The sequence below is a fragment of the Rhodococcus sp. LW-XY12 genome (genome assembly GCF_019317345.1).
GTDB classification, from domain to species: domain Bacteria; phylum Actinomycetota; class Actinomycetes; order Mycobacteriales; family Mycobacteriaceae; genus Rhodococcus; species Rhodococcus pyridinivorans.
Window position 1 is genome coordinate 4770639 of the sequence record NZ_CP079225.1, and the last position, 18250, is coordinate 4788888.

Sequence of the window (18250 nt, forward strand, 5' to 3'; positions counted from 1 at the left end):
TCTCGACGCGCACGTGTGGGAAGTTGGAGCTCGACGCGAAGAAGTCTCACCATAGGCCGCGTCGGATTCGATGACGGCTGACAATCGGTTTTACATCCGAACCACTGGTCTATCCATGAACAAGCGCGACAATCGTTGCAAGAGGCGCCATTCGGACGAATCACTGCGCTTCCCGTACTTGCAGAACAGACAGAAACAGAACGTGTGTTCGAGTTGACGACTTCGCACACCCGTGCGACCATCCCTCCACCGACCTGAAAACAGGTCGACCCCGGAAGGTGCGCCAACACCTCACCGGGGTCTGGGCACAAGACAGATAGGGACTGTCATGCACCGTAGGGTGGAGTCTATCCACACGCCTTCGAGAGGCGTATTCCAGCAACGAGCCGCGAGCGCATTCGTCCGCGCCGGTCGCCGCACACCCGCTCCCCCGGGTTCACGCCCGACGTCCTGACTTTCCAGCCCTCCGATCCACCGTGATCGGAGGGCTCGAGGCGTTTCACCTGCATCGTCGCGCACGAGGGCCGTTCCGGTAGCCGAGGCGCGTCGACGCAGCTCGTCGCTCGTCTCCCACAGTCCGACGTCAGCGCGCCGACGCTGCGAGCCGGGGCCGTTCCCTGTCTCGAAACCGACTGGGCACCAGTATCCCTCGTCTCCACAGCTGGTGGTGGAGCACCCGATCGTGCGGGTCGACACGAACGACCGGGTCCAGTGCGAGCCGCACGTCCTCCGCGACGTGGGGCTATCCGTGCTGGCCGAGACGGTCTATCGGGGCATGGCGACCGGGCAGCCTTGGGGAAGGGGACGACGACTCAGGGACCCGAAGGGTCTCCGATCGGTCGGGGCAGCCGCCCGCAGGGCGCCCGATTCGTTCCCGATCGAATTCATTCTCGTTGCGCGAACCCCGGGTGGCGTGCTGTGATCGAAGCACGGGTCTACGGGAGGGGCCGACGTGACCGGCGCCGTTCAGTTCCGCGAGCGGAACGACACCCCGAAGGAACAGGCCTCTTCCGGCCGAATCGCCTCGACCATCAAGGATCTCGGACTGAAGGCCGCGATGGCGGGCCTGCGGGTCGAGGCCCTACGGCCGGGAACGATGGCATTCCTCGAGGGCGGCCGGCATCCGTCGAACACCGCCACCGAGGATCTCTCCCGCACGGAGCAACCGATGGCCTAACAACCGCTGAACTCGTCCTCTTTCAGAACCGACAGCACTGGGTCGCCTTCACCGATCGATGCTCCCGCCGAGGGAGTCTGGTCGACGACGACCCAGTTCCTGTCCCATACCTGCGCGCGTCCCTGACCGGTCGCGTCGACGCTCGTGGAGTAGAACACGCCGGCGGCCTGGATGGTGTCCTGTGCCGCTTGAAGATCCATGCACACGACGTTCGGCATCACCGCGGTGGACGCGACCGCCGCGACCTGCGTGGTGGAAACTCTCGTGGCGGGAGTGGTTTCCGGAGCGACGGTCCGTGCGGTGGTGGCAGCCGAGGTCGTGTACGGCGTGGTGGTCGTCGGTGCGGCAGCGCGAGGAGTCGCACTCGCGTCGTCCTTCGTGGGTGAATCCAGCCCGTCCGAGATGTCACCGATGATTCCCATGAGGACGATCAGTCCGGCAACGGCAGCGGCGATGACCACCCCGCGCCGGATCCTCGGAGGCTTCGGCGGCTCGGGCGGCGGCGCCATCGCGGCCCGCACATCCCCCGCGAGGAACGCGCGGTGGCCGGCTTCGGCGCGTGCGGCGATCGCGTCGTGCTCGGCCTTGATCCGCCTGCGACGGTCGCGCAGAGGCTTGCCGATCGCGAGATATCCCAGGCCGGCCGCGAATGCCACGAACAGGATCGCGTCGGCAAAGTTGCCGTTGACTATTTCCACGATCGCCAGCCACAGCGTGATGGCGGCGAACATCCCCGCTACGACTCGCAGGTAGGGGACGACGAACTTCATGTTTCTCCTTCAACCCGACACCAGGCCCCGTGTGCCGCTGCTTTCTCGACCGCACACGCGCTGACCCGCTCAACGAGGTCGCCGATCGGCTGGCGGTCGCGGCGAGGCGCTGCCACGACGCGAACGTTTCGCCGGAGGTGGCGTCGACGATCGCGAACAACATCGTCGCTTCGTTGAAGAACCCGCTTCCCGAAACCGCTTGACCCGAACAAGTTCCACGAATTGCAAATAGGAGACCCAATGAGTACTCGAGATTTCGACCAGCGCTACAACGCACATCTGATCGCGTCGCTCGCCGCAAGCGTCGGCATCATGCTCGGCAGCATCGGCCCCTGACCCAGATGGTCGACCAGCAGGGTTGTGAGCCTCATCTTCAGGTTGTCTACCTCGCGAGAAGCTTGCTCGGGCACAGCAACATAGGCAGTGGGACGAGTGAGATGTACCCTGGCAATCTGCACACAACGGCGCAATCCTCCGCCCTCGACCGAGGGCAGCAGAGCGCGAAGTGGTCATAGGTGCGCGCTATTACGCGCTCTGCTGACCGTTTCGCGCTCCGCTGTCGGGGTCGGTGAGTGCGGGATCCCGCGAGGTGTCCTTCAGCGCGACCCCCGAGGCCCCCAACTGTCGCGCGCCGTTCACGAGGGCCGCGACGACGCGCGCTGCATGCTCGTAGGTCATCCCGCCGGGCGGGTGGATATTCGACACGCAGTTGCGTTCGGCGTCACTGCGTCCCGGCGTCGGGTGGTGCGTCAGGTACACGCCGACACTGTCGGCCACCGACAGGCCGGGCCGTTCGCCGATGATCACGAGCATCGTCGTGACGCCGAGCCGCTCACCGATATGGTCGCCCAGCGCGACGCGGGCCTGCGTCGCGATCACCGGTGACGCCACGGTCAACCCGGGCAGGGCAGCGACGATCGCCGCGAGCAGATCGGGTCCGTGGGCGTCGAGAGCGGTGGACGACAACCCGTCGCACAGCGCGATACCGAGATCGGCCTCTGTTCGCGGCAGCGTGGTCCCCTCGGCGAGCTGCCGGCCGAGGTCGGGGCGACGCAGATACGTACTGCGATCTCCTGCTGCGCTTTCCACGATCAATGGCTCACCGAGCCCGAGATCACGAACCCGCTGAGCCAAGGAATGCACATCGAGCGGGACGTGCACGGCGTCGCGCGCCTCGGCATGGGCCGCCACGAATTCCAGATGACGGCGCGTCGGGATGCTGTTCCCGGTGCGTCCCAGGCCGATCCGTGCCTGGGTGTTTCGGCGCAATTCGTCCCACAGGTCGCTCACAAGGCACCTCCGAGTGCGCGCAGAGGGGACGTGCCGACGTCCACCGGCAGGATGCGACCGATATCGTCCGCCATACCCTGCCTGCGTAGCCAGTCCTCGAACTCCGGTGCCGGCCGCAGGTCGGCGGCCTCCCGCACGTACAGCGCGTCGTGGAACGACAGCGATTGATAGCCGAGCATCACGTCGTCGGCACCCGGCACGGTGATGACGAATGCTGTTCCGGCAACGGCCAACAGGGTCAGCAGGGTGTCCATGTCGTCCTGATCGGCCTCGGCATGATTGGTGTAGCAGACGTCCACACCCATCGGCAGGCCGAGGAGTTTGCCGCAGAACTGGTCTTCGAGACCCGCGCGGATGATCTGCTTGCCGTCGTACAGGTATTCCGGTCCGATGAACCCGACGACGGTGTTGACGAGCAGCGGTTCGAACTCGCGCGCAACGGCATACGCGCGCGCTTCGAGGGTCTGCTGATCCACCGGCCTGCCACCGGTTCCGAAATGGGTTCCCGACGACAACGCCGAACCCTGCCCGGTCTCGAAGTACATGACGTTGTTGCCGACGGTCCCCCGTCGCAGCGACCTGCCGGCCTCGTTGCCCTCCCGCAGCACTGCGAGGTCCACACCGAAGCTGCGGTTGGCGCCCTCGGTGCCGGCGACCGATTGGAACACCAGGTCGACGGGTGCGTCCTTCTCGATCAGATCGATGGTGGTGGTGACGTGGGTCAGCACGCACGACTGGGTGGGAATCTCGAATCGTTGCCGGATCTCGTCGAGCAGGTGCAGCAGGTCGGACACGGCGTGCGGCGAGTCGCTCGCCGGATTGATGCCGACGACCGCGTCGCCGCATCCCATCAGCAGGCCGTCGAGAACGGACGCGGCGACCCCACGCGGGTCGTCGACGGGATGGTTCGGTTGCAGGCGCGTCGCGAGCCGCCCGGGCAATCCGATGGTCGTGCGGAACGCGCTGGTCACCGTCGCAGCGCGGGAGACCGCGATGAGGTCTTGATTGCGCATGATCTTGCTGGTCGCCGCGACCGTCTCCGGGGTGAGTCCCGGCGCGAGTGCCGCGAGCACGTCGGCGGAGTCCGGTCGGGCCGCGACCTCCAGGAGGTGGTCGCGCAGTTCCCCGACGGTCATGTGCGAGACCGGCGCGAAGGCCGTCGCGTCGTGGGTGTCGACGATCAGCCTGGTGACCTCGTCGGTCTCGTACGGGACGACTGCCTCGGTGAGGAAGGTGGTCAGCGGGAGGTCGGCGAGGGCCAGCTGTGCCGCGGCGCGTTCGGCGTCCGAGGTGGCGGCGCAGCCGGCGAGCTCATCACCCGAGCGGCGCGGGGATGCTTTGCCGAGCAGATCGACGAGGCCGTCGAAGACGTAACCGGTTCCGCCGAGCTGTTGTCGGTAGATCGTCATCGAGGCCTCCCGCGCAGGACCGGTTCGACGGATGTGAGCACGCAGTGGAGTGCAGCATTCCACTTTTTCGCTGTCGTGTCCGGCGAGTGTCGCGAACGAAACGTCGCTGGTCGTCGGTTCCTAGCCTCGCTGGTACCAGACGTTCGTCACCCGCTGCGCCATGTGCCGCATCCCCGCAGCGGTGGGGTGCAGTGCCTTCGCCAGCGACAGCGACTGCCGTCCCTCGTAGAAGCGCTGCTCGGAGGGCGCACACGCATCGTGCCCTTCCGATCCGGCCATGACGTCGACGAACTCGGCACCGGCCTCGCCGGCGGAGCGGGCGAGTACTCGGTTCATCCGCACGAAGAAGTTCGTCACGAAGGAGGCGTCGGCATCGCTGGTGGGGATGTTGGGCCAGCAACCCCGGTTGGCGAAGACACCGCCGTGCCCGACCAGCAAAACCCGTGCGCGCGGTGCGCGTTGCTGGACGGCGGTGAGTGTCGCGGTGAGCTTCGGTCCGAGTGCACTCAGGGCGGTGTCCATGCGCGACGTGGTGCCCGGATCGGTGCGGCAGTGCGCATCGCCGCCCGGAAGCTCGGTGTAACAGGCCGAGACGAGCCCCGCCCAGCCGACATCGTTGCCGCCGATGCTCAGCGTGACGAGATTCGTGTCCGGAGGGAGCGAATCGATCTGCGGCGGGACCGATCCGGTCGACGTCTGCTGCGGGACGGACGTGATGTGCTCGGTGCGTGCACCCGAACACGCGACGTTGACGAAGCTGACGGTCTGAAGCGAACCCGCGACGAGGTTCGGATATCCCGCATCCGCGCGGGCACATCCGCTGAGCATCGCCGCTGCGTCGAGGTAGGGTCCGGCGGCACGCGAGTCACCGAGCGCGACGTATCGGATGCCCTGCTCGCTACCCGGGTCGCTCATCGCGGACACCGGCCACACCATCGATGCAGCTGCCATGCCGGCGACGATCCCGGCTCGCACAATCGTCTTCATCCAGACCCTCCGGCAGCGTGGTTCTCCCGGGCATGAGATCGGCACGAATTACAAACGCGTTACGAGCACCGGGTGAAGATCACGGATGAAGCTCGGGCACACATCCTCCCACCAGCGCATTTTGTTTACTCCCCCCTTCGAACGGCTACCGTCCCCCTGTGACCGTCCACAAAGTTCTCGACGGCCGCTACGAGCTGAGCGGTCTGCTCGGCGTGGGCGGCAGCGGCGAGATCCACGACGGTTGGGACACCCGCCTCCACCGGCCCGTCGCCGTCAAACTGCTCGGACGGGAGGTCTGCAGCAGACCGGACGTACGACGTCGTTTCGAAGTCGAGGCCCGGGCCGCCGCGGCCCTGAACCACCCTCGCATCGTCGCCGTGTACGACACGGGTGAACACGACGGACGTCCTTACATCGTTATGGAACGGCTCTCCGGGCGGACCCTCGCCGACGACATCACCCGCGGACCCCTACCCGCCGATCGGGTGCGCACAGTGCTCGCCGGAATTCTCGAGGCGCTCGTCGCCGCGCACGGTGCGGGGATCCTCCACCGGGACATCAAGCCGGCGAACGTGCTCATCACAGAGAACGGCGAGATCAAGGTCGCCGACTTCGGTATCGCGAAGAGCGTCGGCGACGACCTCACCCACACCGGTGAACTCGTGGGGACCGTCGCCTATCTGAGCCCGGACCGCATCACCGGACACCCCGCGTCCGTGACGGACGATCTGTACGCGGTCGGGGTCGTCGGCTACGAGTCCCTTTGCGGGCGGAGGCCGTTCGCCGAGGACAACATCCTCGCGCTGGCACGGGCCATCACGCACGACCGTCCACGGCCACTTGCCGATCTCCGCCCGGACGCCCATCCGGGGTTCGTCGCAGTGATCGAACGGGCCATGGCACGAGAGCCTTCCGACCGGTTCCGCAGTGCGCACGAGATGCTCGCGGCATTGCAGAATTCCGACGGAAACCGCGCTGCGACAACCTTCCTGCCGGCGAGTGAGATCGGCGGACCGACGACCACTGCAGGCACGGACCGTTCACGTGGAGTTCTCGTCGCAGCGGGTCTGACGCTGGTCGGGGCGCTCGCCGTGGGCGGTCTCGCACTCGGATTCGGGCGGGGCGATTCCCCGCCGGCGGCCACACCGGAGACGCGGACGCCGGGCATGTCCGCATCGACGCCCGAGCGGGTACCGGCAACCACCGAGCTTCCTGCGACCCCCGAATCCACGGTCGCCCCGGCGCGCACAGTGGACGAGACCGCCGTGGTTCCGCCCGTCGTGCCCGCTCCGGAGACCGCTCCCGTCGCACCGCCTGCGGATGCCGGGCCCACGAGGTCCGAACCCGAGTCCCGCGGAAACAGCGGACCCGGCAACAACAACGGTAACGGAAACTCGCAGGGGAACAACGGGAAACACAACGGCAACAACGGCAATGGGAACGGGAACACCGGCAACGGGAACAGTGGCCGCGGTAACGGGTGAGATCGCTCAGCTCGAGGCGCGCACCACGAGTTCGACGGGAAGTCGCGTCGATTCCGTTTCTCCGTTTCGCACGAGTTCGAGGAGCCGCTCGATGGCCGTCACCCCGATATCGTGCGCGGGCGATCGCACGGTGGTGAGCGGAACCGGCAGCTGCGCCACGACGGGGATGTCGTTGTAGCCGACCACGGCGAGATCGTCCGGGATGGACAGACCGAGGTCGCGGGCGACACCGAGGATGCCGATGGCGATGGTGTCGCTGACCGCGAAGATCGCGCGGGGACGGTCGGGGCGGTCCAGCAGCGCACGCGCGGCCTCCACACCCCCGGCGACGTCGAAGCTCGACCGCATGATCCGCTCGGGCGGCAGTGGCGCCGACGCTTCCTTCAGAGTGTCGACGAAGCCGTCGCGGCGGTCGCGGGCGGTGCTGGCGTGGTCGGGGCCGGCGATGATCGCCAGGTCGTCGTAGCCGCGGTCGAGAAGGTGCCGGGCGGCCAGTGCTCCACCCCGGTAGTCGTCGCCCACCACGAACGGCAACCCCGCATCGGCGTGCCGGGTGACCGCGAGGATGGGCAGCGATCCGAGTACCAGCGACTCGACGAACGGACCACCCGGGAGGTGCATGCTGCTCAGCAGCAGACCGTCGACCTGCCGGCCCACGAGCAGCGCGATGGCGCGACGTTGTGCCTCGAGGTCGTCGGGTGGGCTCGACAGCAGTACCGAGTAGCCCGCTTTCGTGGCGGCTTCCTCGATGCCCTGGTAGGTCGTGGCGACCACGCCGTCGGTGAGTCGCGGCATGACGACACCGAGGGTCGTGGTCTTGCGGGTCCGCAAGCTCGCCGCCCACAGGTTGGGGCGATATCCCAGTTCGACCGCGACCTCCCGCACCCGTAGTGCCGAGTCCGACCAGCCGTCGACCGGTTCGGGCTGGCGCAGCACACGGGATGCCGTCGAGACGTGGACACCGGCGCGCTCGGCGATCTCCTTGAGCGTCGGGGCGCGGTCGGGACGGGGCATGCGGCTCTCCTGCTCGTACGGCATCGAGTTCGTATTCCGAGTTGACGTGCCCGGAACGTATCTTTAGCGTAGGCCATGCAATCGATCGCGCAAACGTTTCCTCGACCACCGGAGAAGGCCATGTCCAACGCTCAGTCGCTCACCCAGCTGTTCGCCCTCGACTCCCTGCTCGAGCAGGAGGAGATCGACATCCGCGACACCGTCCGCAAGTTCGGCAACGAGCGCATCCGCCCGCACGTGGCCCAGTGGTTCGAGGAAGCCAAGCTCCCGGCACGCGAGCTCGCCAAGGAACTCGGACAGCTCGGTGTGCTCGGCATGCACCTCGACGGCTACGGCTGCGCCGGCATGAGCGCCACCGCCTACGGCCTGGCCTGCCTCGAACTCGAGGCCGTCGACTCCGGCATCCGCAGCCTCGTGTCCGTGCAGGGCTCGCTGGCGATGTTCTCCATCCACCACTGGGGCAGCGAGGAGCAGAAGCAGGAATGGCTCCCCCGCATGGCCGCCGGTGAGGCCATCGGTTGCTTCGGCCTGACCGAGCCCGACTTCGGTTCCAACCCCGCCGGGATGCGCACCAACGCAAAGCGCGACGGCGACGACTGGATCCTCAACGGCACCAAGATGTGGATCACCAACGGCTCGATCGCCGACGTCGCCGTCGTCTGGGCGCAGACCGACCTCGAAGAAGGCGCCAAGGGCATCCGCGGCTTCGTCGTCCCCACCGACACGCCCGGTTTCTCCGCACCGGAGATCCACTCCAAGATGTCGCTGCGCGCCTCGGTCACATCGGAGCTCATCCTCGACGGCGTGCGTCTGCCCTCCTCGGCGATGATGCCGAAGGCCGAGGGTCTGCGCGGACCGCTGACCTCCCTCGGCGAGGCCCGCTTCGGCATCGTCTTCGGTGCCATCGGTGCCGCCCGCGACTGCCTCGAGACCGCCGTCGAGTACTCGCAGTCCCGCGAAGTGTTCGACAAGCCGCTCGCCGGCTACCAGCTCACCCAGGCCAAGATCGCCGACATGGCGCTCGAGGTCGGCAAGGGCCACCTGCTCGCCTACCACCTCGGTCGCATCAAGGACCGCGGCGAGATCGCCCCGGAGCAGGTCAGCCTCGGCAAGCTCAACAACGTGCGTGAGGCCATCGCCATCGCCCGCGAGTGCCGGACCATCCTCGGCGCCAACGGAATCACGCTCGAGTACCCCGTCATTCGTCACGCCAACAACCTCGAATCGGTGCTGACCTACGAGGGCACCTCCGAGGTCCATCAGCTGACCATCGGCAAGGCGCTGACCGGTGAGGCAGCCTTCCGGTGAGCGGAGCGTTGGAAGGGCTGGTGATCGCCGACTTCGGTCGCGTGCTCGCCGGCCCCTACGCCACCATGCTGCTCGCCGACCTCGGGGCAGAGGTCGTCAAGATCGAACGACCCGGCTTCGGGGACGACACCCGGCACTGGGGACCACCCTGGGCCGGCGACGAGTCGACCTATTTCCTCGGCGTCAACCGCAACAAGAAATCGGTGGCCATCGACCTGACCACCGACGAAGGACTCGAGCAGGCACGCGATCTCGTCGCCCGCGCCGATGTCGTCGTCGAGAACTTCCTGCCCGGCACGATGACTCGGCTCGGGCTCGGATACGAGCAGGTCCGGGAACTCGACCCCGGCATCGTCTACACCTCGATCACCGGCTTCGGCGGGCACAACGACCTGCCCGGTTACGACCTGCTCATCCAAGCCGTCGGCGGTCTGATGAGCATCACCGGGCCCGACCATGCGACACCCACCAAGGTCGGTGTCGCCGTGGTCGACATCATCACCGGAATGCACGCTGCGCTCGGCATTCTCGCCGCGCTACGGCACCGCGACCGCACCGGCGAGGGCCAGCGTGTCGAGGTGAACCTGCTGTCGTCCCTGTTGTCGGCGCTGGCGAACCAATCGTCCGGCTACGTCGCGGCAGGGGTGGTGCCGAAGGCGATGGGCAATCGCCATCCGAGCATCGCGCCCTACGAGGTGTTCCACACGGCAGACCGGCCGTTCGTCCTCGCCGTGGGCAACGACCGTCAATTCGCTTCCCTGGTCGCGGTTCTCGGCGCGCCCGAACTCGCCACCGACGAGCGGTTCACCACGAACACCGCCCGCGTCGCGAACCGGGAGGAGCTGACGAAGATCCTCGACGAATTGCTGTCGACGGACACCGCCGACGCGTGGTTCGACGCTCTGACCGCAGCCCGGGTGCCATGCGGACCGCTCAACGACATCGCCGACGCGGTCGCGCTCGCCGAACGACTCGGCCTGTCGCCGGTGGTGTCGATCGACGATCCCGACCGGGACGCTCCGCTTCGTCAGATCGCCAACCCGATCCGGCTCAGCGCCACCCCTGCGACCTACCGCACCGCACCCCCGCGGCTGGCGTAGTCGGACGCTCTCGTCACTCGGACTTCTGTTCCTTCAGAGTGTGGGCGACGAGAGCATTCGCGTGCCCGTGGCCCATCCCGTGTTCCTGTTTCAGCCAGTTCACGAGCTCCATGTGCTCGGCGAGATCCGAGGCGCGGATCATGTTCTTCCACTCCTCGATCGAGCGTCCGTACTTCTGCTCGATCGACGGAAAGTACGACTGGGGCCCCTTGACCTTCTCGCTCATGCCGGAGAGGTCAACCGCGGCGACCGACACGGTCGGGCCGTTCCGTTCGATCCGCAACAGAAAAGACCGCGGCGCCGCAGTCCCGGATGGGACGCGGCGCCGCGGTCGTACGGAAGGGGATCAGGCCTTCGGGCCACCGGCCACGTAGATGACCTGACCGGACACGAAGCCCGCGCCCTCGGACGCAAGGAACGATGCGGTGTGGGCGATGTCGTCGACCTCGCCGATACGGCCGACCGGGATGTCGGCCGCGATGTTCGACTTGAAGTCGTCGAACGACAGGCCGAGACGCTCGGCGGTCGCGGCGGTCATCTCGGTGGCGATGAAGCCCGGCGCGATGGCGTTGGCGGTGACACCGAACTTGCCCAGCTCGATCGCGAGGGTCTTAGTGAAGCCCTGCATGCCGGCCTTGGCAGCGGAGTAGTTGACCTGGCCGCGGTTGCCGAGGGCCGAGGTGCTCGAGAGGTTGACGATGCGACCGAACTTGGCGTCGACCATGTAGCTCTGGACGGCACGCGTCATGAGGAAGGCGCCACGCAGGTGCACGTTCATGACGGCGTCCCAGTCCTCGACCGTCATCTTGAACAGCAGGTTGTCGCGCGTGATGCCGGCGTTGTTGATCAGGACGGTGGGCTCGCCGAGTTCGGTGGCGACCTTCTCGACGGCAGCGGCGACGGACTTCTCGTCGGAGACGTCGGCGCCCACGGCGAGTGCCTTGCCACCGGCGGACTCGATAGCCGAAACGGTGTCCTTGCAGGCGGATTCGTCGAGGTCGAGGACGGCGACCCGGTAGCCGTCGCCGGCGAGCCGCTTCGCTACGGCTGCGCCGATGCCGCGTGCGGCTCCGGTGACGATGGCAGTGCGGGGCTGTGTGCTCATAGCGTTCCTCCGTTGGGGGATGGGTGGTGCCGTCAGGTGATGGTGAGTCCGCCGTCCACGGCGATGGTCTGACCGGTGACGTAGGCGGCGGCGTCGGATGCCAGCCAGACTGCGGTGGCCGCGATCTCCTCGGAATCGCCGGTCCGGCCGAGGATGATTCGCTGCTTCATCGAGTCGAGGTATCCGGGCTGGTATTCGTCCGTCATCTCCGTCCGGAAGAAGCCGGGTGCGATGGCGTTGACGCGGATTCCCTTGCGTGCTCCCCACTGCTGCGCGAGGTCGCGCGTGAGGCCGATGACGCCCGCCTTACTGGCCGAGTACGCGGCCTGCGGCAGGCCTGCCGTGGTGAGACCGAGAACCGACGAGATGTTGACGATCGAGCTACCGGGCTGCATCACACGGCCGACGGCCTGTGCCGCCCAATAGGATCCGTTCAGGTTGATGTCGATGACCTGCCGGAACTGCTCGGGGGTCTCCTTGGTGGCGGGCACGGCGGTGCCGATACCGGCATTGTTGATGAGGATGTCCACCCGGCCGAGTTGCTCGACCGCATGATCGACCATGCGCTGCGCCTGTTCGGGATCGGCGATGTCGGTCTCGACCGTGACGGCCTGCCGTCCGGCCTCCCGGACCAGCGCGGCGGTCTCCTCGAGACGGTCGAGGCGGCGTGCGGCGAGCACGACGTCGGCCCCTGCCTCGGCCAGCCCTCGGGTGAATGCGACACCGAGGCCCGAAGAGGCACCGGTGACGATGGCAACGCGGCCGTCGAGACGGAAGCGGTCGAGCACGGACATACGTCATCTCCTCGCTGTGACGGGGCCTACAGGAACTGTATAGCCGACCGCCTTCTCATCCACCAAACAGCCTGTATCCAATTTGATTGGACAGCACTGCCTTTCAGAGCCAGTTCCTATTCTTCTCTTCGGCGGATCCTATGTTGCCGCGGGCGTTGCAGCGCGGAGAGGACCCCGCGTCGCACCCACCGTTACCAAGTCGATAAGCACTGGCTTATTTCTAAGCGCTCGCTTATCGTGCGATGCCGTAGCGGGCTTGTCAACACCAACCGGACAGAACGGAAGCGCTCTCGTGAGTGATGCATGGGACGACGTCGTCGGCGGATCCAAGGCCGCGGCTCGCATCCGCACGGCCGCGATAGACGAGTTCGCGGAGCACGGCTACGGCGGCACCACGACGCGCCGGATCGCGGCGCGACTCGGCATGAGTCCCGCCGCGATGTATCCGCACTACGCGTCCAAGGAGGAGCTACTCTTCGCCATCGCCTACGAGGGACACGCCCTCGCTCTGCAGGTCGTCGAGAACGCTGACCGCCCCGATGCCGAGCCGTCCGTTCGGCTCGCCTCCGTCATCGGCCGCTTCGCCGCCTGGCAGGCGGAGAACCACCGATGGAGCCGGGTCATCCAGTACGAGCTGGCCGCGCTCGACCGCGAGCACTACCGCACGATCGTCGGACTACGACGGCAGACCACGCAGGTCGTGCGGGGTGTCGTGGACGCCGGCCACGTCTCGGGCGAGTTCACCCTCCCGGATGCCGAAGGTGTCACTCTCGCCCTGATGTCGCTCTGCGTCGACGTGTGCCGTTGGTATCCCTCGGGCCGCTACGACGACGCCGCGACGATCAGCGACCTGTATGCCGATCTTGCCCTGCGTCTGGTCGGTGCCGTGCGTTAGCATCGTCGCCACCATCGGATCGGGGGGATCTACGTGGGCAGGGGGATATCGCGCCGCCGTCGGCTCCTCGAGACGCGAGAGCATCGAGGGGGAGCTGTCGTCCATGTCCACGAATGACAACGTCGTCGACCGACTACTGGTGTCGCTCGGGGTCGACGCCCCAGCCCCCGACTCCGTCGCCCGCCGGCAGTCCAATTACGACGCGCTGGCCGCGCGCATCGACGCGGGAGTCGATCCCGAATACATCGCAGCATTCGAGAACTTCCACGGCATGGAGCATGCCGACATCCACCGGCTCGCCCAGAGCATCAATCCCGTCGCGATGACCACCCTGGCCACCGAATGGGCCGAACTCGGAAAGGGTTTCAGCCTCACCGTCGCGTGGGGAACGCTGATGATCCGCAAGCTCATCGGCCAACACTGGGAGGGTCCGGCGGCCGACGCCGCGATGGGCGCGACGGTGCGATTCGGCGAATCCGCACAACAGTTGTCCGATGCCGCACGCGCGACGTCCGAGAAACTCCGTATTGCCGCCGACGTCGGCGAACGGGTGCGAGCGTCCGTGCCTCCACCCACGGTGATTACGTCGTCGGTGCTGCACGCGCTCGATCCCGTCGCAGGTGCTGCTGCCGCCCGCCAGGAGGAAGCCGTTCGCGCCCAGGCCGTGCGGGTGATGGAAGCCCTCTACAAGCCGTACTACCGCGATTCCGGCACGGCGGTTCCGGTCCTGCCCTCCCCGTATGCCGCCACGACGAGTCGCGCCACGGAGGCATTCGTTCCCCAGGGTTACGGCACACCAGGTGTCGGCGGCGCCCGGACCACCGGCGACCCGACGGGAATCCCGGGCGGGGACGGAGAACGTCCGGGTGGGCAGCCCGCCACGGAAGCGGAGAACCGTACGGACGCACCGCCGTCCGGTGAAGGCACGGACGGCCGGGCGGAAGGTACCGATTCGGCAGGTGGCGTGGGTTCGAACGAGTCCGCAGCGACCACTCCTGCATCCACCTCCCCGGCCGCGGGCGGCAACTCCGCGAGCCCGACCGGTCAGTCGTACGGTTCGCCGCCCTCCGGGTCGGGCGGAGGTGTCGGCGGTGGCCTACCGGGCGCCGGGGGTGTCGGCTCTGCGGGCGCATCGCCCGCGGCGGGTCCCGCTCCGCTCGTCGCCGGAGCTGCGCCCGCCGGTGGTGTCGCCGGTGGGCCCGGTGCCGCCGCAGCGCGGGGTGCCGGCGCCCGTCCGTTCGGCATGATGCCGGGAATGATCCCGCCGGCCTCGTCCCGCGGCGACGAGCAGGACAAACGCGCGGCCGGTTATCTCGTCACCGGCGAGAACGGGAACGAACTGATCGGGTCGCTGCCCGACACCGCTCCGCCGGTTCTGGGGGCCTGAGCGCTGTGGACCGGTATCTGACACCCGATCGATTCCTGGCGTCGTGGACCGCTGCGGGTGGCGACGAGTTCCCCTTCCCCCTGCGCTATCGCACCTCGGCGATATGGGAGGACGAGCACGCCGCAAACATGCAGGCCGCCCGCACGTGGCTGCACGAGACACCCGACCCTGCCCTGGACGACGCGATGCGGATCCTGCTGATCGGGGAGGTCGCGGTGGAGGTCTACGGCCGCTCCACCGATCCGAGCTGCGAGGTCTTCGTCCGCGCCGCCGCGACCGACGAGCAGGCCGTCCTCGCCCGCCAGGCTCCCGCCGCGGGCGACATCCGCATCACCACGACCACCGATCTCGCGGGTGCGATCGTCGGACACCTGCCGGTCGTGGCGCCGGGCCGCGAACCGGCACGCACCGCGCCGAGCCGGGATGTGCTCGAGCCGTCCGAATTCGGCGCTGTCCGTCGTCCGGCGGGTGGCACGCACGCAGAGTCGTTGCGCCGGTTGCTGCGTCGCGAACGCTCGGCCACCGGCAGCATCCGCATCCTGCGGTACTCGAATCCGGGGTACACACCCGTCGCCGACATCGGCTGGTTCGACGTCGTGGGCGACGGCCGGTATCTCTTCGTCCCCGGTCCCGACCTCCGCGTCGCACCGGGCACCGTCGACGCTTTCGTCCGGGAACTGTCGGCGCAACTGTCCCGGATGCGCAGGCCCTCGCACGAGGGTCGGAGCGGCGTTCTGCGACGCCAGTGATCCCTTCCCGAAGCGGCCGTTCGTCTAGGCTGGCGACATGACGGACCGGGACCGCACACCCGACGGCAGGCCGCAGAACGCGCGTCCGCGCGACGCCCTGGGGCGTCCGTTGCCGCCGGGCGAAGAAGGCGTCGAACGTGTTCCCGAAGACCTCGATCTGGATGTCGAGGAGACCATCGCCGAAGGTCAGCGTCTCCTCGACCACGGTTTTCCGTTCCATGCCCACGAGGTCTTCGAGGCAATGTGGAAGAAGGCACCACCCGAGGAACGTCCCCTGTGGCAGGGCCTCGCCCAGCTCGCCGTGGGGCTGACCCACCTGCTCCGGGGAAACCCCACCGGCGCGGAGTCACTGTTGAAGCAGGGACAGGCGCGGGTGCGGCACTACGAGGACGAACCGCCGTACCGGCTCGACATCGACGGCCTGGCGAGTTGGGCCGATCATCTGCTCACCGAGATCGCTCGCGACGAACCGATCCCCGCTCCCCCGACCCCGCGCCTGAGGATGCCCTGATGCCGACACTGCCCATGTTCCCGCTCGGCACCGCGCTGCTTCCCGGGTCCGACCTGCCGTTGCGCATCTTCGAGCCGAGATACCAGCAACTCGTCCAGGACTGCACGGCATCGCCGGACGGCCCCCGCTTCGGAGTCGTCCTCATCGCCCGGGGACACGAGGTGGGCGGAGGCGAGCAGCGACACGACGTCGGCACCGTCGCGCGGATCATGGTCGACACCGACGTCGGTGCAGGTCGCCGCGAACTCGAATGCATTGCAGAGGAACGCATTCGCGTCACCCGATGGTTGCCCGACGATCCCTACCCCATCGCCGAGGTGGAGCCCTGGCCCGACACCGATTCGGGGCCGGTGGATTTCGCCGCGATCACCGGACCGATGGGCCGGTTGTACGGGGTGCTCGACCGCCTCACGGGTGGCCGTGCTCCGTTGCCTCCCGCCACCACCGAACTACCGGAGGATCCCGGGGCGCGACTGTTCGCGCTCGCCCGGTACGTACCGATGGGCGAAGCGGACCGGTACGCGGTTCTCGCCGCACCGGGTCCGGCCGAACGTATGGCCGTGCTGCTCGAAGCGATCTCTACCGCAGTCGATCTCGCGGAATGGAAGCTGAAGGGCTGAGACGCGTGCGCCCACCCGGTGAGTGGGAACATCGCTCCGCCGGTCTCGCGGTAGCGGGCTAGAGTCCGGGACGCCGTTCGTCCCCGACCGGAAGGCACCCGATGGACACCGTCGAACAACGGTTGGCCCGACTCGAAGCCCTCGAAGAGATCAGGATGCTCAAGCATCGCTACTTCCGGGCGTGCGACGCCAAGGACCCGGAGGCGATGCGTGCATGCTTCGTCGCGCACGGCGCCGACATCTACTACGGACCGGCGCTGGGCAGCTTCGACGATGCCGACGCCCTGGTCGACATCTACTCCCGGATCGCTCTGGAACGGGTCGACGACCGCTACGTCGTGCTCGACATGCATCACGGCATGCATCCGAGCATCCACCTGACCGGGTCCGACACCGCGACCGGCGCCTGGACGCTGCGATTTCGGCAGGTGGATCTGCGTGCGCGCACCGAACGGGTCACCGCGCTCGACTACGACGACGACTACGTGGTCGAGAACGGCGAATGGAAGATCTCCCGCTGCCACGTGAAGGTGCTGTGGTCGATCCAGCGGGCTCTCACCGACGACGTGGAAGTGGTGCAGTGATGACAGAAACAAAGGTCGCGCTGGTCACCGGCGCGAGTCGCAGCGTCGGCAAGGGCATCGCGTGCGCGCTCGGCTCCGACGGCTGGACCGTCTACGTCACCGCCCGCGGCCTCGTCGGCGTCGACGGACCACTCGACCGCACCGCGGCGGAGGTCACCGAACGCGGCGGGTACGGCATCGCGGTGCAGTGCGACCACCGCGACGACGCGCAGATCCACGAACTGTTCGGCCGGATCGCCGACGAGCAGGATTCCCGGCTCGACCTGCTCGTCAACAACGTGTGGGCGTCACCGCCGGGATTCGCGGGTTTCTCGGAACCGTTCTGGAAGCGCCCGATCAGCGACTGGGACAGCCTGATCGGCGTGGGTCTCCGCGCGCACTACGTCGCCTCCGCCGAAGCCGCGCAGCTGATGGTGCCGCGCAACAGCGGGATGATCGTCAACATCTCGTCGTTCGGCACCCGCGGCTACCTGCATTCGGTGCTGTACGGCATGTCGAAGGCGGGCCTGGACAAGATGGCCGCCGATATGGCCGTCGAACTCCGCGGCACCGGGGTGACCACCCTGTCGCTGTGGCCGGGGCTGGTGAAGAACGAGGCCATGCTCGCCCGCGGCATCGACAACTTCGAGGGCTTCTCGCTGGCCAACGCCGAGACACCGGAGTTCATCGGACGGGTGATCGTCGCGCTCGCGGCCGACCCCGAGGTGAACGCGCGCAGCGGTCGCACCCTCATCACCGCCGAAACCGCACTCGACTACGGCATCGTGGACGCCGAAGGCAACCAACCCGATTCACACCGGGACATCTTCGGGGGCGGGCCGTTGTTCTGACGACGACCGCGGCTGTCGGGAGGCGAAGCCAGGGGAGGTTGTGTGCGTCGGAACCGCGGAAGTCGCACACAACCTCCCCCTCGATTCGGCGGCCCGGACGAGGGGTGGTCGGAGCACCCTCGGAAGTCGTGTATGGTTGGACATGCAACGCGGGGTGGAGCAGCTCGGTAGCTCGCTGGGCTCATAACCCAGAGGTCGCAGGTTCGAATCCTGTCCCCGCTACCACCGACCGGCCC

19 protein-coding genes and 1 tRNA gene are annotated in these 18250 nt (G+C 67.6%); 12 read left to right on the forward strand and 8 right to left on the reverse strand.

All coding sequences use genetic code 11. The features are described from left to right. Positions 1 to 952: 952 nt before the first annotated feature. On the forward strand, positions 953 to 1177 hold the full coding sequence (locus KXC42_RS21900) for a hypothetical protein (protein WP_257605922.1): 225 nt from the start codon (positions 953 to 955) through the stop codon (positions 1175 to 1177). Here the strand turns inward: KXC42_RS21900 and KXC42_RS21905 are convergent. The 4 genes from KXC42_RS21905 to KXC42_RS21920 all read right to left on the reverse strand — a co-directional run bounded on the left by KXC42_RS21905 (position 1174) and on the right by KXC42_RS21920 (position 5633). Continuing rightward, positions 1174 to 1947 (reverse strand): PASTA domain-containing protein, encoded by a 774-nt coding sequence (locus KXC42_RS21905; RefSeq protein ID WP_219129584.1) that lies wholly within the window; start codon positions 1945 to 1947, stop codon positions 1174 to 1176. The two genes, KXC42_RS21900 and KXC42_RS21905, sit on opposite strands and share 4 nt — an antisense overlap. Positions 1948 to 2472: 525 nt before the next feature. Further along, positions 2473 to 3237: an ethanolamine ammonia-lyase subunit EutC gene (gene eutC / locus KXC42_RS21910; protein ID WP_033097452.1), complete on the reverse strand. Its 765-nt coding sequence runs from the start codon at positions 3235 to 3237 to the stop codon at positions 2473 to 2475. Next, on the reverse strand, positions 3234 to 4646 hold the full coding sequence (locus KXC42_RS21915) for an ethanolamine ammonia-lyase subunit EutB (RefSeq protein WP_024102317.1): 1413 nt from the start codon (positions 4644 to 4646) through the stop codon (positions 3234 to 3236). The genes eutC and KXC42_RS21915 overlap by 4 nt, the downstream gene beginning before the upstream one ends. Before the next feature lie 120 nt (positions 4647 to 4766). Then, positions 4767 to 5633 (reverse strand): SGNH/GDSL hydrolase family protein, encoded by an 867-nt coding sequence (locus KXC42_RS21920; RefSeq protein WP_006554708.1) that lies wholly within the window; start codon positions 5631 to 5633, stop codon positions 4767 to 4769. 158 nt (positions 5634 to 5791) lie between these two features. Between KXC42_RS21920 and KXC42_RS21925 the strand changes: the two genes are divergently transcribed. Beyond that, positions 5792 to 7117 carry a serine/threonine-protein kinase gene (locus KXC42_RS21925; RefSeq protein WP_219129585.1) on the forward strand — a complete coding sequence of 442 codons (1326 nt, stop codon included), beginning with the start codon at positions 5792 to 5794 and terminating at the stop codon, positions 7115 to 7117. A gap of 6 nt (positions 7118 to 7123) precedes the next feature. On the opposite strand, the gene KXC42_RS21930 is transcribed toward KXC42_RS21925, so the two are convergent. Continuing rightward, a complete protein-coding gene (locus KXC42_RS21930) occupies positions 7124 to 8131 on the reverse strand; it encodes a LacI family DNA-binding transcriptional regulator (RefSeq protein WP_371683086.1) in 1008 nt (335 codons plus the stop codon). 120 nt (positions 8132 to 8251) lie between these two features. Here KXC42_RS21930 and KXC42_RS21935 point away from each other — a divergent pair, with 120 nt between their 5' ends. Both KXC42_RS21935 and KXC42_RS21940 read left to right on the forward strand, forming a co-directional pair. Then, positions 8252 to 9439 carry an acyl-CoA dehydrogenase family protein gene (locus KXC42_RS21935; protein ID WP_019288237.1) on the forward strand — a complete coding sequence of 396 codons (1188 nt, stop codon included), beginning with the start codon at positions 8252 to 8254 and terminating at the stop codon, positions 9437 to 9439. Next, positions 9436 to 10539, forward strand: coding sequence for a CaiB/BaiF CoA-transferase family protein (locus KXC42_RS21940; protein ID WP_039584222.1), 1104 nt, complete (start codon positions 9436 to 9438; stop codon positions 10537 to 10539). Before KXC42_RS21935 ends, KXC42_RS21940 begins: the two co-directional genes overlap by 4 nt. A 13-nt stretch (positions 10540 to 10552) precedes the next feature. On the opposite strand, the gene KXC42_RS21945 is transcribed toward KXC42_RS21940, so the two are convergent. The 3 genes from KXC42_RS21945 to KXC42_RS21955 form a co-directional block, all read right to left on the reverse strand. Next, positions 10553 to 10765, reverse strand: a complete 213-nt coding sequence (locus tag KXC42_RS21945) for a DUF4287 domain-containing protein (protein WP_200358886.1) — start codon at positions 10763 to 10765, stop codon at positions 10553 to 10555. Between the two features lie 120 nt (positions 10766 to 10885). Then, positions 10886 to 11644 carry a 3-oxoacyl-ACP reductase FabG gene (gene fabG / locus KXC42_RS21950; RefSeq protein WP_006554714.1) on the reverse strand — a complete coding sequence of 253 codons (759 nt, stop codon included), beginning with the start codon at positions 11642 to 11644 and terminating at the stop codon, positions 10886 to 10888. A 32-nt stretch (positions 11645 to 11676) separates the two neighbouring features. Beyond that, positions 11677 to 12438 (reverse strand): SDR family NAD(P)-dependent oxidoreductase, encoded by a 762-nt coding sequence (locus KXC42_RS21955; RefSeq protein WP_024102324.1) that lies wholly within the window; start codon positions 12436 to 12438, stop codon positions 11677 to 11679. Between the two features lie 292 nt (positions 12439 to 12730). Here KXC42_RS21955 and KXC42_RS21960 point away from each other — a divergent pair, with 292 nt between their 5' ends. The 8 genes from KXC42_RS21960 to KXC42_RS21995 all read left to right on the forward strand — a co-directional run bounded on the left by KXC42_RS21960 (position 12731) and on the right by KXC42_RS21995 (position 18239). Further along, the gene (locus tag KXC42_RS21960; RefSeq protein WP_094979891.1) at positions 12731 to 13333 is read left to right on the forward strand and encodes a TetR/AcrR family transcriptional regulator; all 603 of its coding nucleotides are present in this window, start codon (positions 12731 to 12733) and stop codon (positions 13331 to 13333) included. Between the two features lie 103 nt (positions 13334 to 13436). Then, the gene (locus tag KXC42_RS21965) at positions 13437 to 14720 is read left to right on the forward strand and encodes a PPE domain-containing protein (RefSeq protein ID WP_219129586.1); all 1284 of its coding nucleotides are present in this window, start codon (positions 13437 to 13439) and stop codon (positions 14718 to 14720) included. 5 nt (positions 14721 to 14725) lie between these two features. Further along, the gene (locus tag KXC42_RS21970) at positions 14726 to 15469 is read left to right on the forward strand and encodes an ESX secretion-associated protein EspG (RefSeq protein WP_200358890.1); all 744 of its coding nucleotides are present in this window, start codon (positions 14726 to 14728) and stop codon (positions 15467 to 15469) included. A 37-nt stretch (positions 15470 to 15506) separates the two neighbouring features. Beyond that, on the forward strand, positions 15507 to 15980 hold the full coding sequence (locus KXC42_RS21975; RefSeq protein ID WP_006553195.1) for a DUF309 domain-containing protein: 474 nt from the start codon (positions 15507 to 15509) through the stop codon (positions 15978 to 15980). Beyond that, positions 15980 to 16600: an LON peptidase substrate-binding domain-containing protein gene (locus KXC42_RS21980; protein WP_006553194.1), complete on the forward strand. Its 621-nt coding sequence runs from the start codon at positions 15980 to 15982 to the stop codon at positions 16598 to 16600. Before KXC42_RS21975 ends, KXC42_RS21980 begins: the two co-directional genes overlap by 1 nt. A gap of 101 nt (positions 16601 to 16701) precedes the next feature. Continuing rightward, positions 16702 to 17184 (forward strand): nuclear transport factor 2 family protein, encoded by a 483-nt coding sequence (locus KXC42_RS21985; protein ID WP_006553193.1) that lies wholly within the window; start codon positions 16702 to 16704, stop codon positions 17182 to 17184. Then, positions 17184 to 18014, forward strand: a complete 831-nt coding sequence (locus tag KXC42_RS21990) for an SDR family NAD(P)-dependent oxidoreductase (RefSeq protein ID WP_219129587.1) — start codon at positions 17184 to 17186, stop codon at positions 18012 to 18014. The genes KXC42_RS21985 and KXC42_RS21990 overlap by 1 nt, the downstream gene beginning before the upstream one ends. Positions 18015 to 18162: 148 nt before the next feature. Further along, a tRNA-Met gene (locus KXC42_RS21995) sits at positions 18163 to 18239 on the forward strand. Positions 18240 to 18250 lie beyond the last annotated feature (11 nt).

Bases quoted from the DNA above. Each gene is read 5' to 3' on its own strand.
- KXC42_RS21965 (WP_219129586.1), top strand. From the start codon at position 13,437: ATGTCCACGAATGACAACGTCGTCGACCGACTACTGGTGTCGCTCGGG.
- fabG (WP_006554714.1), bottom strand. From the start codon at position 11,644: ATGAGCACACAGCCCCGCACTGCCATCGTCACCGGAGCCGCACGCGGC.
- KXC42_RS21920 (WP_006554708.1), bottom strand. From the start codon at position 5,633: ATGAAGACGATTGTGCGAGCCGGGATCGTCGCCGGCATGGCAGCTGCA.
- KXC42_RS21945 (WP_200358886.1), bottom strand. From the start codon at position 10,765: ATGAGCGAGAAGGTCAAGGGGCCCCAGTCGTACTTTCCGTCGATCGAG.
- KXC42_RS21905 (WP_219129584.1), bottom strand. From the start codon at position 1,947: ATGAAGTTCGTCGTCCCCTACCTGCGAGTCGTAGCGGGGATGTTCGCC.
- KXC42_RS21935 (WP_019288237.1), top strand. From the start codon at position 8,252: ATGTCCAACGCTCAGTCGCTCACCCAGCTGTTCGCCCTCGACTCCCTG.
- KXC42_RS21930 (WP_371683086.1), bottom strand. From the start codon at position 8,131: ATGCCCCGTCCCGACCGCGCCCCGACGCTCAAGGAGATCGCCGAGCGC.
- KXC42_RS21985 (WP_006553193.1), top strand. From the start codon at position 16,702: ATGGACACCGTCGAACAACGGTTGGCCCGACTCGAAGCCCTCGAAGAG.
- KXC42_RS21915 (WP_024102317.1), bottom strand. From the start codon at position 4,646: ATGACGATCTACCGACAACAGCTCGGCGGAACCGGTTACGTCTTCGAC.
- KXC42_RS21990 (WP_219129587.1), top strand. From the start codon at position 17,184: ATGACAGAAACAAAGGTCGCGCTGGTCACCGGCGCGAGTCGCAGCGTC.
- KXC42_RS21975 (WP_006553195.1), top strand. From the start codon at position 15,507: ATGACGGACCGGGACCGCACACCCGACGGCAGGCCGCAGAACGCGCGT.
- KXC42_RS21955 (WP_024102324.1), bottom strand. From the start codon at position 12,438: ATGTCCGTGCTCGACCGCTTCCGTCTCGACGGCCGCGTTGCCATCGTC.
- KXC42_RS21980 (WP_006553194.1), top strand. From the start codon at position 15,980: ATGCCGACACTGCCCATGTTCCCGCTCGGCACCGCGCTGCTTCCCGGG.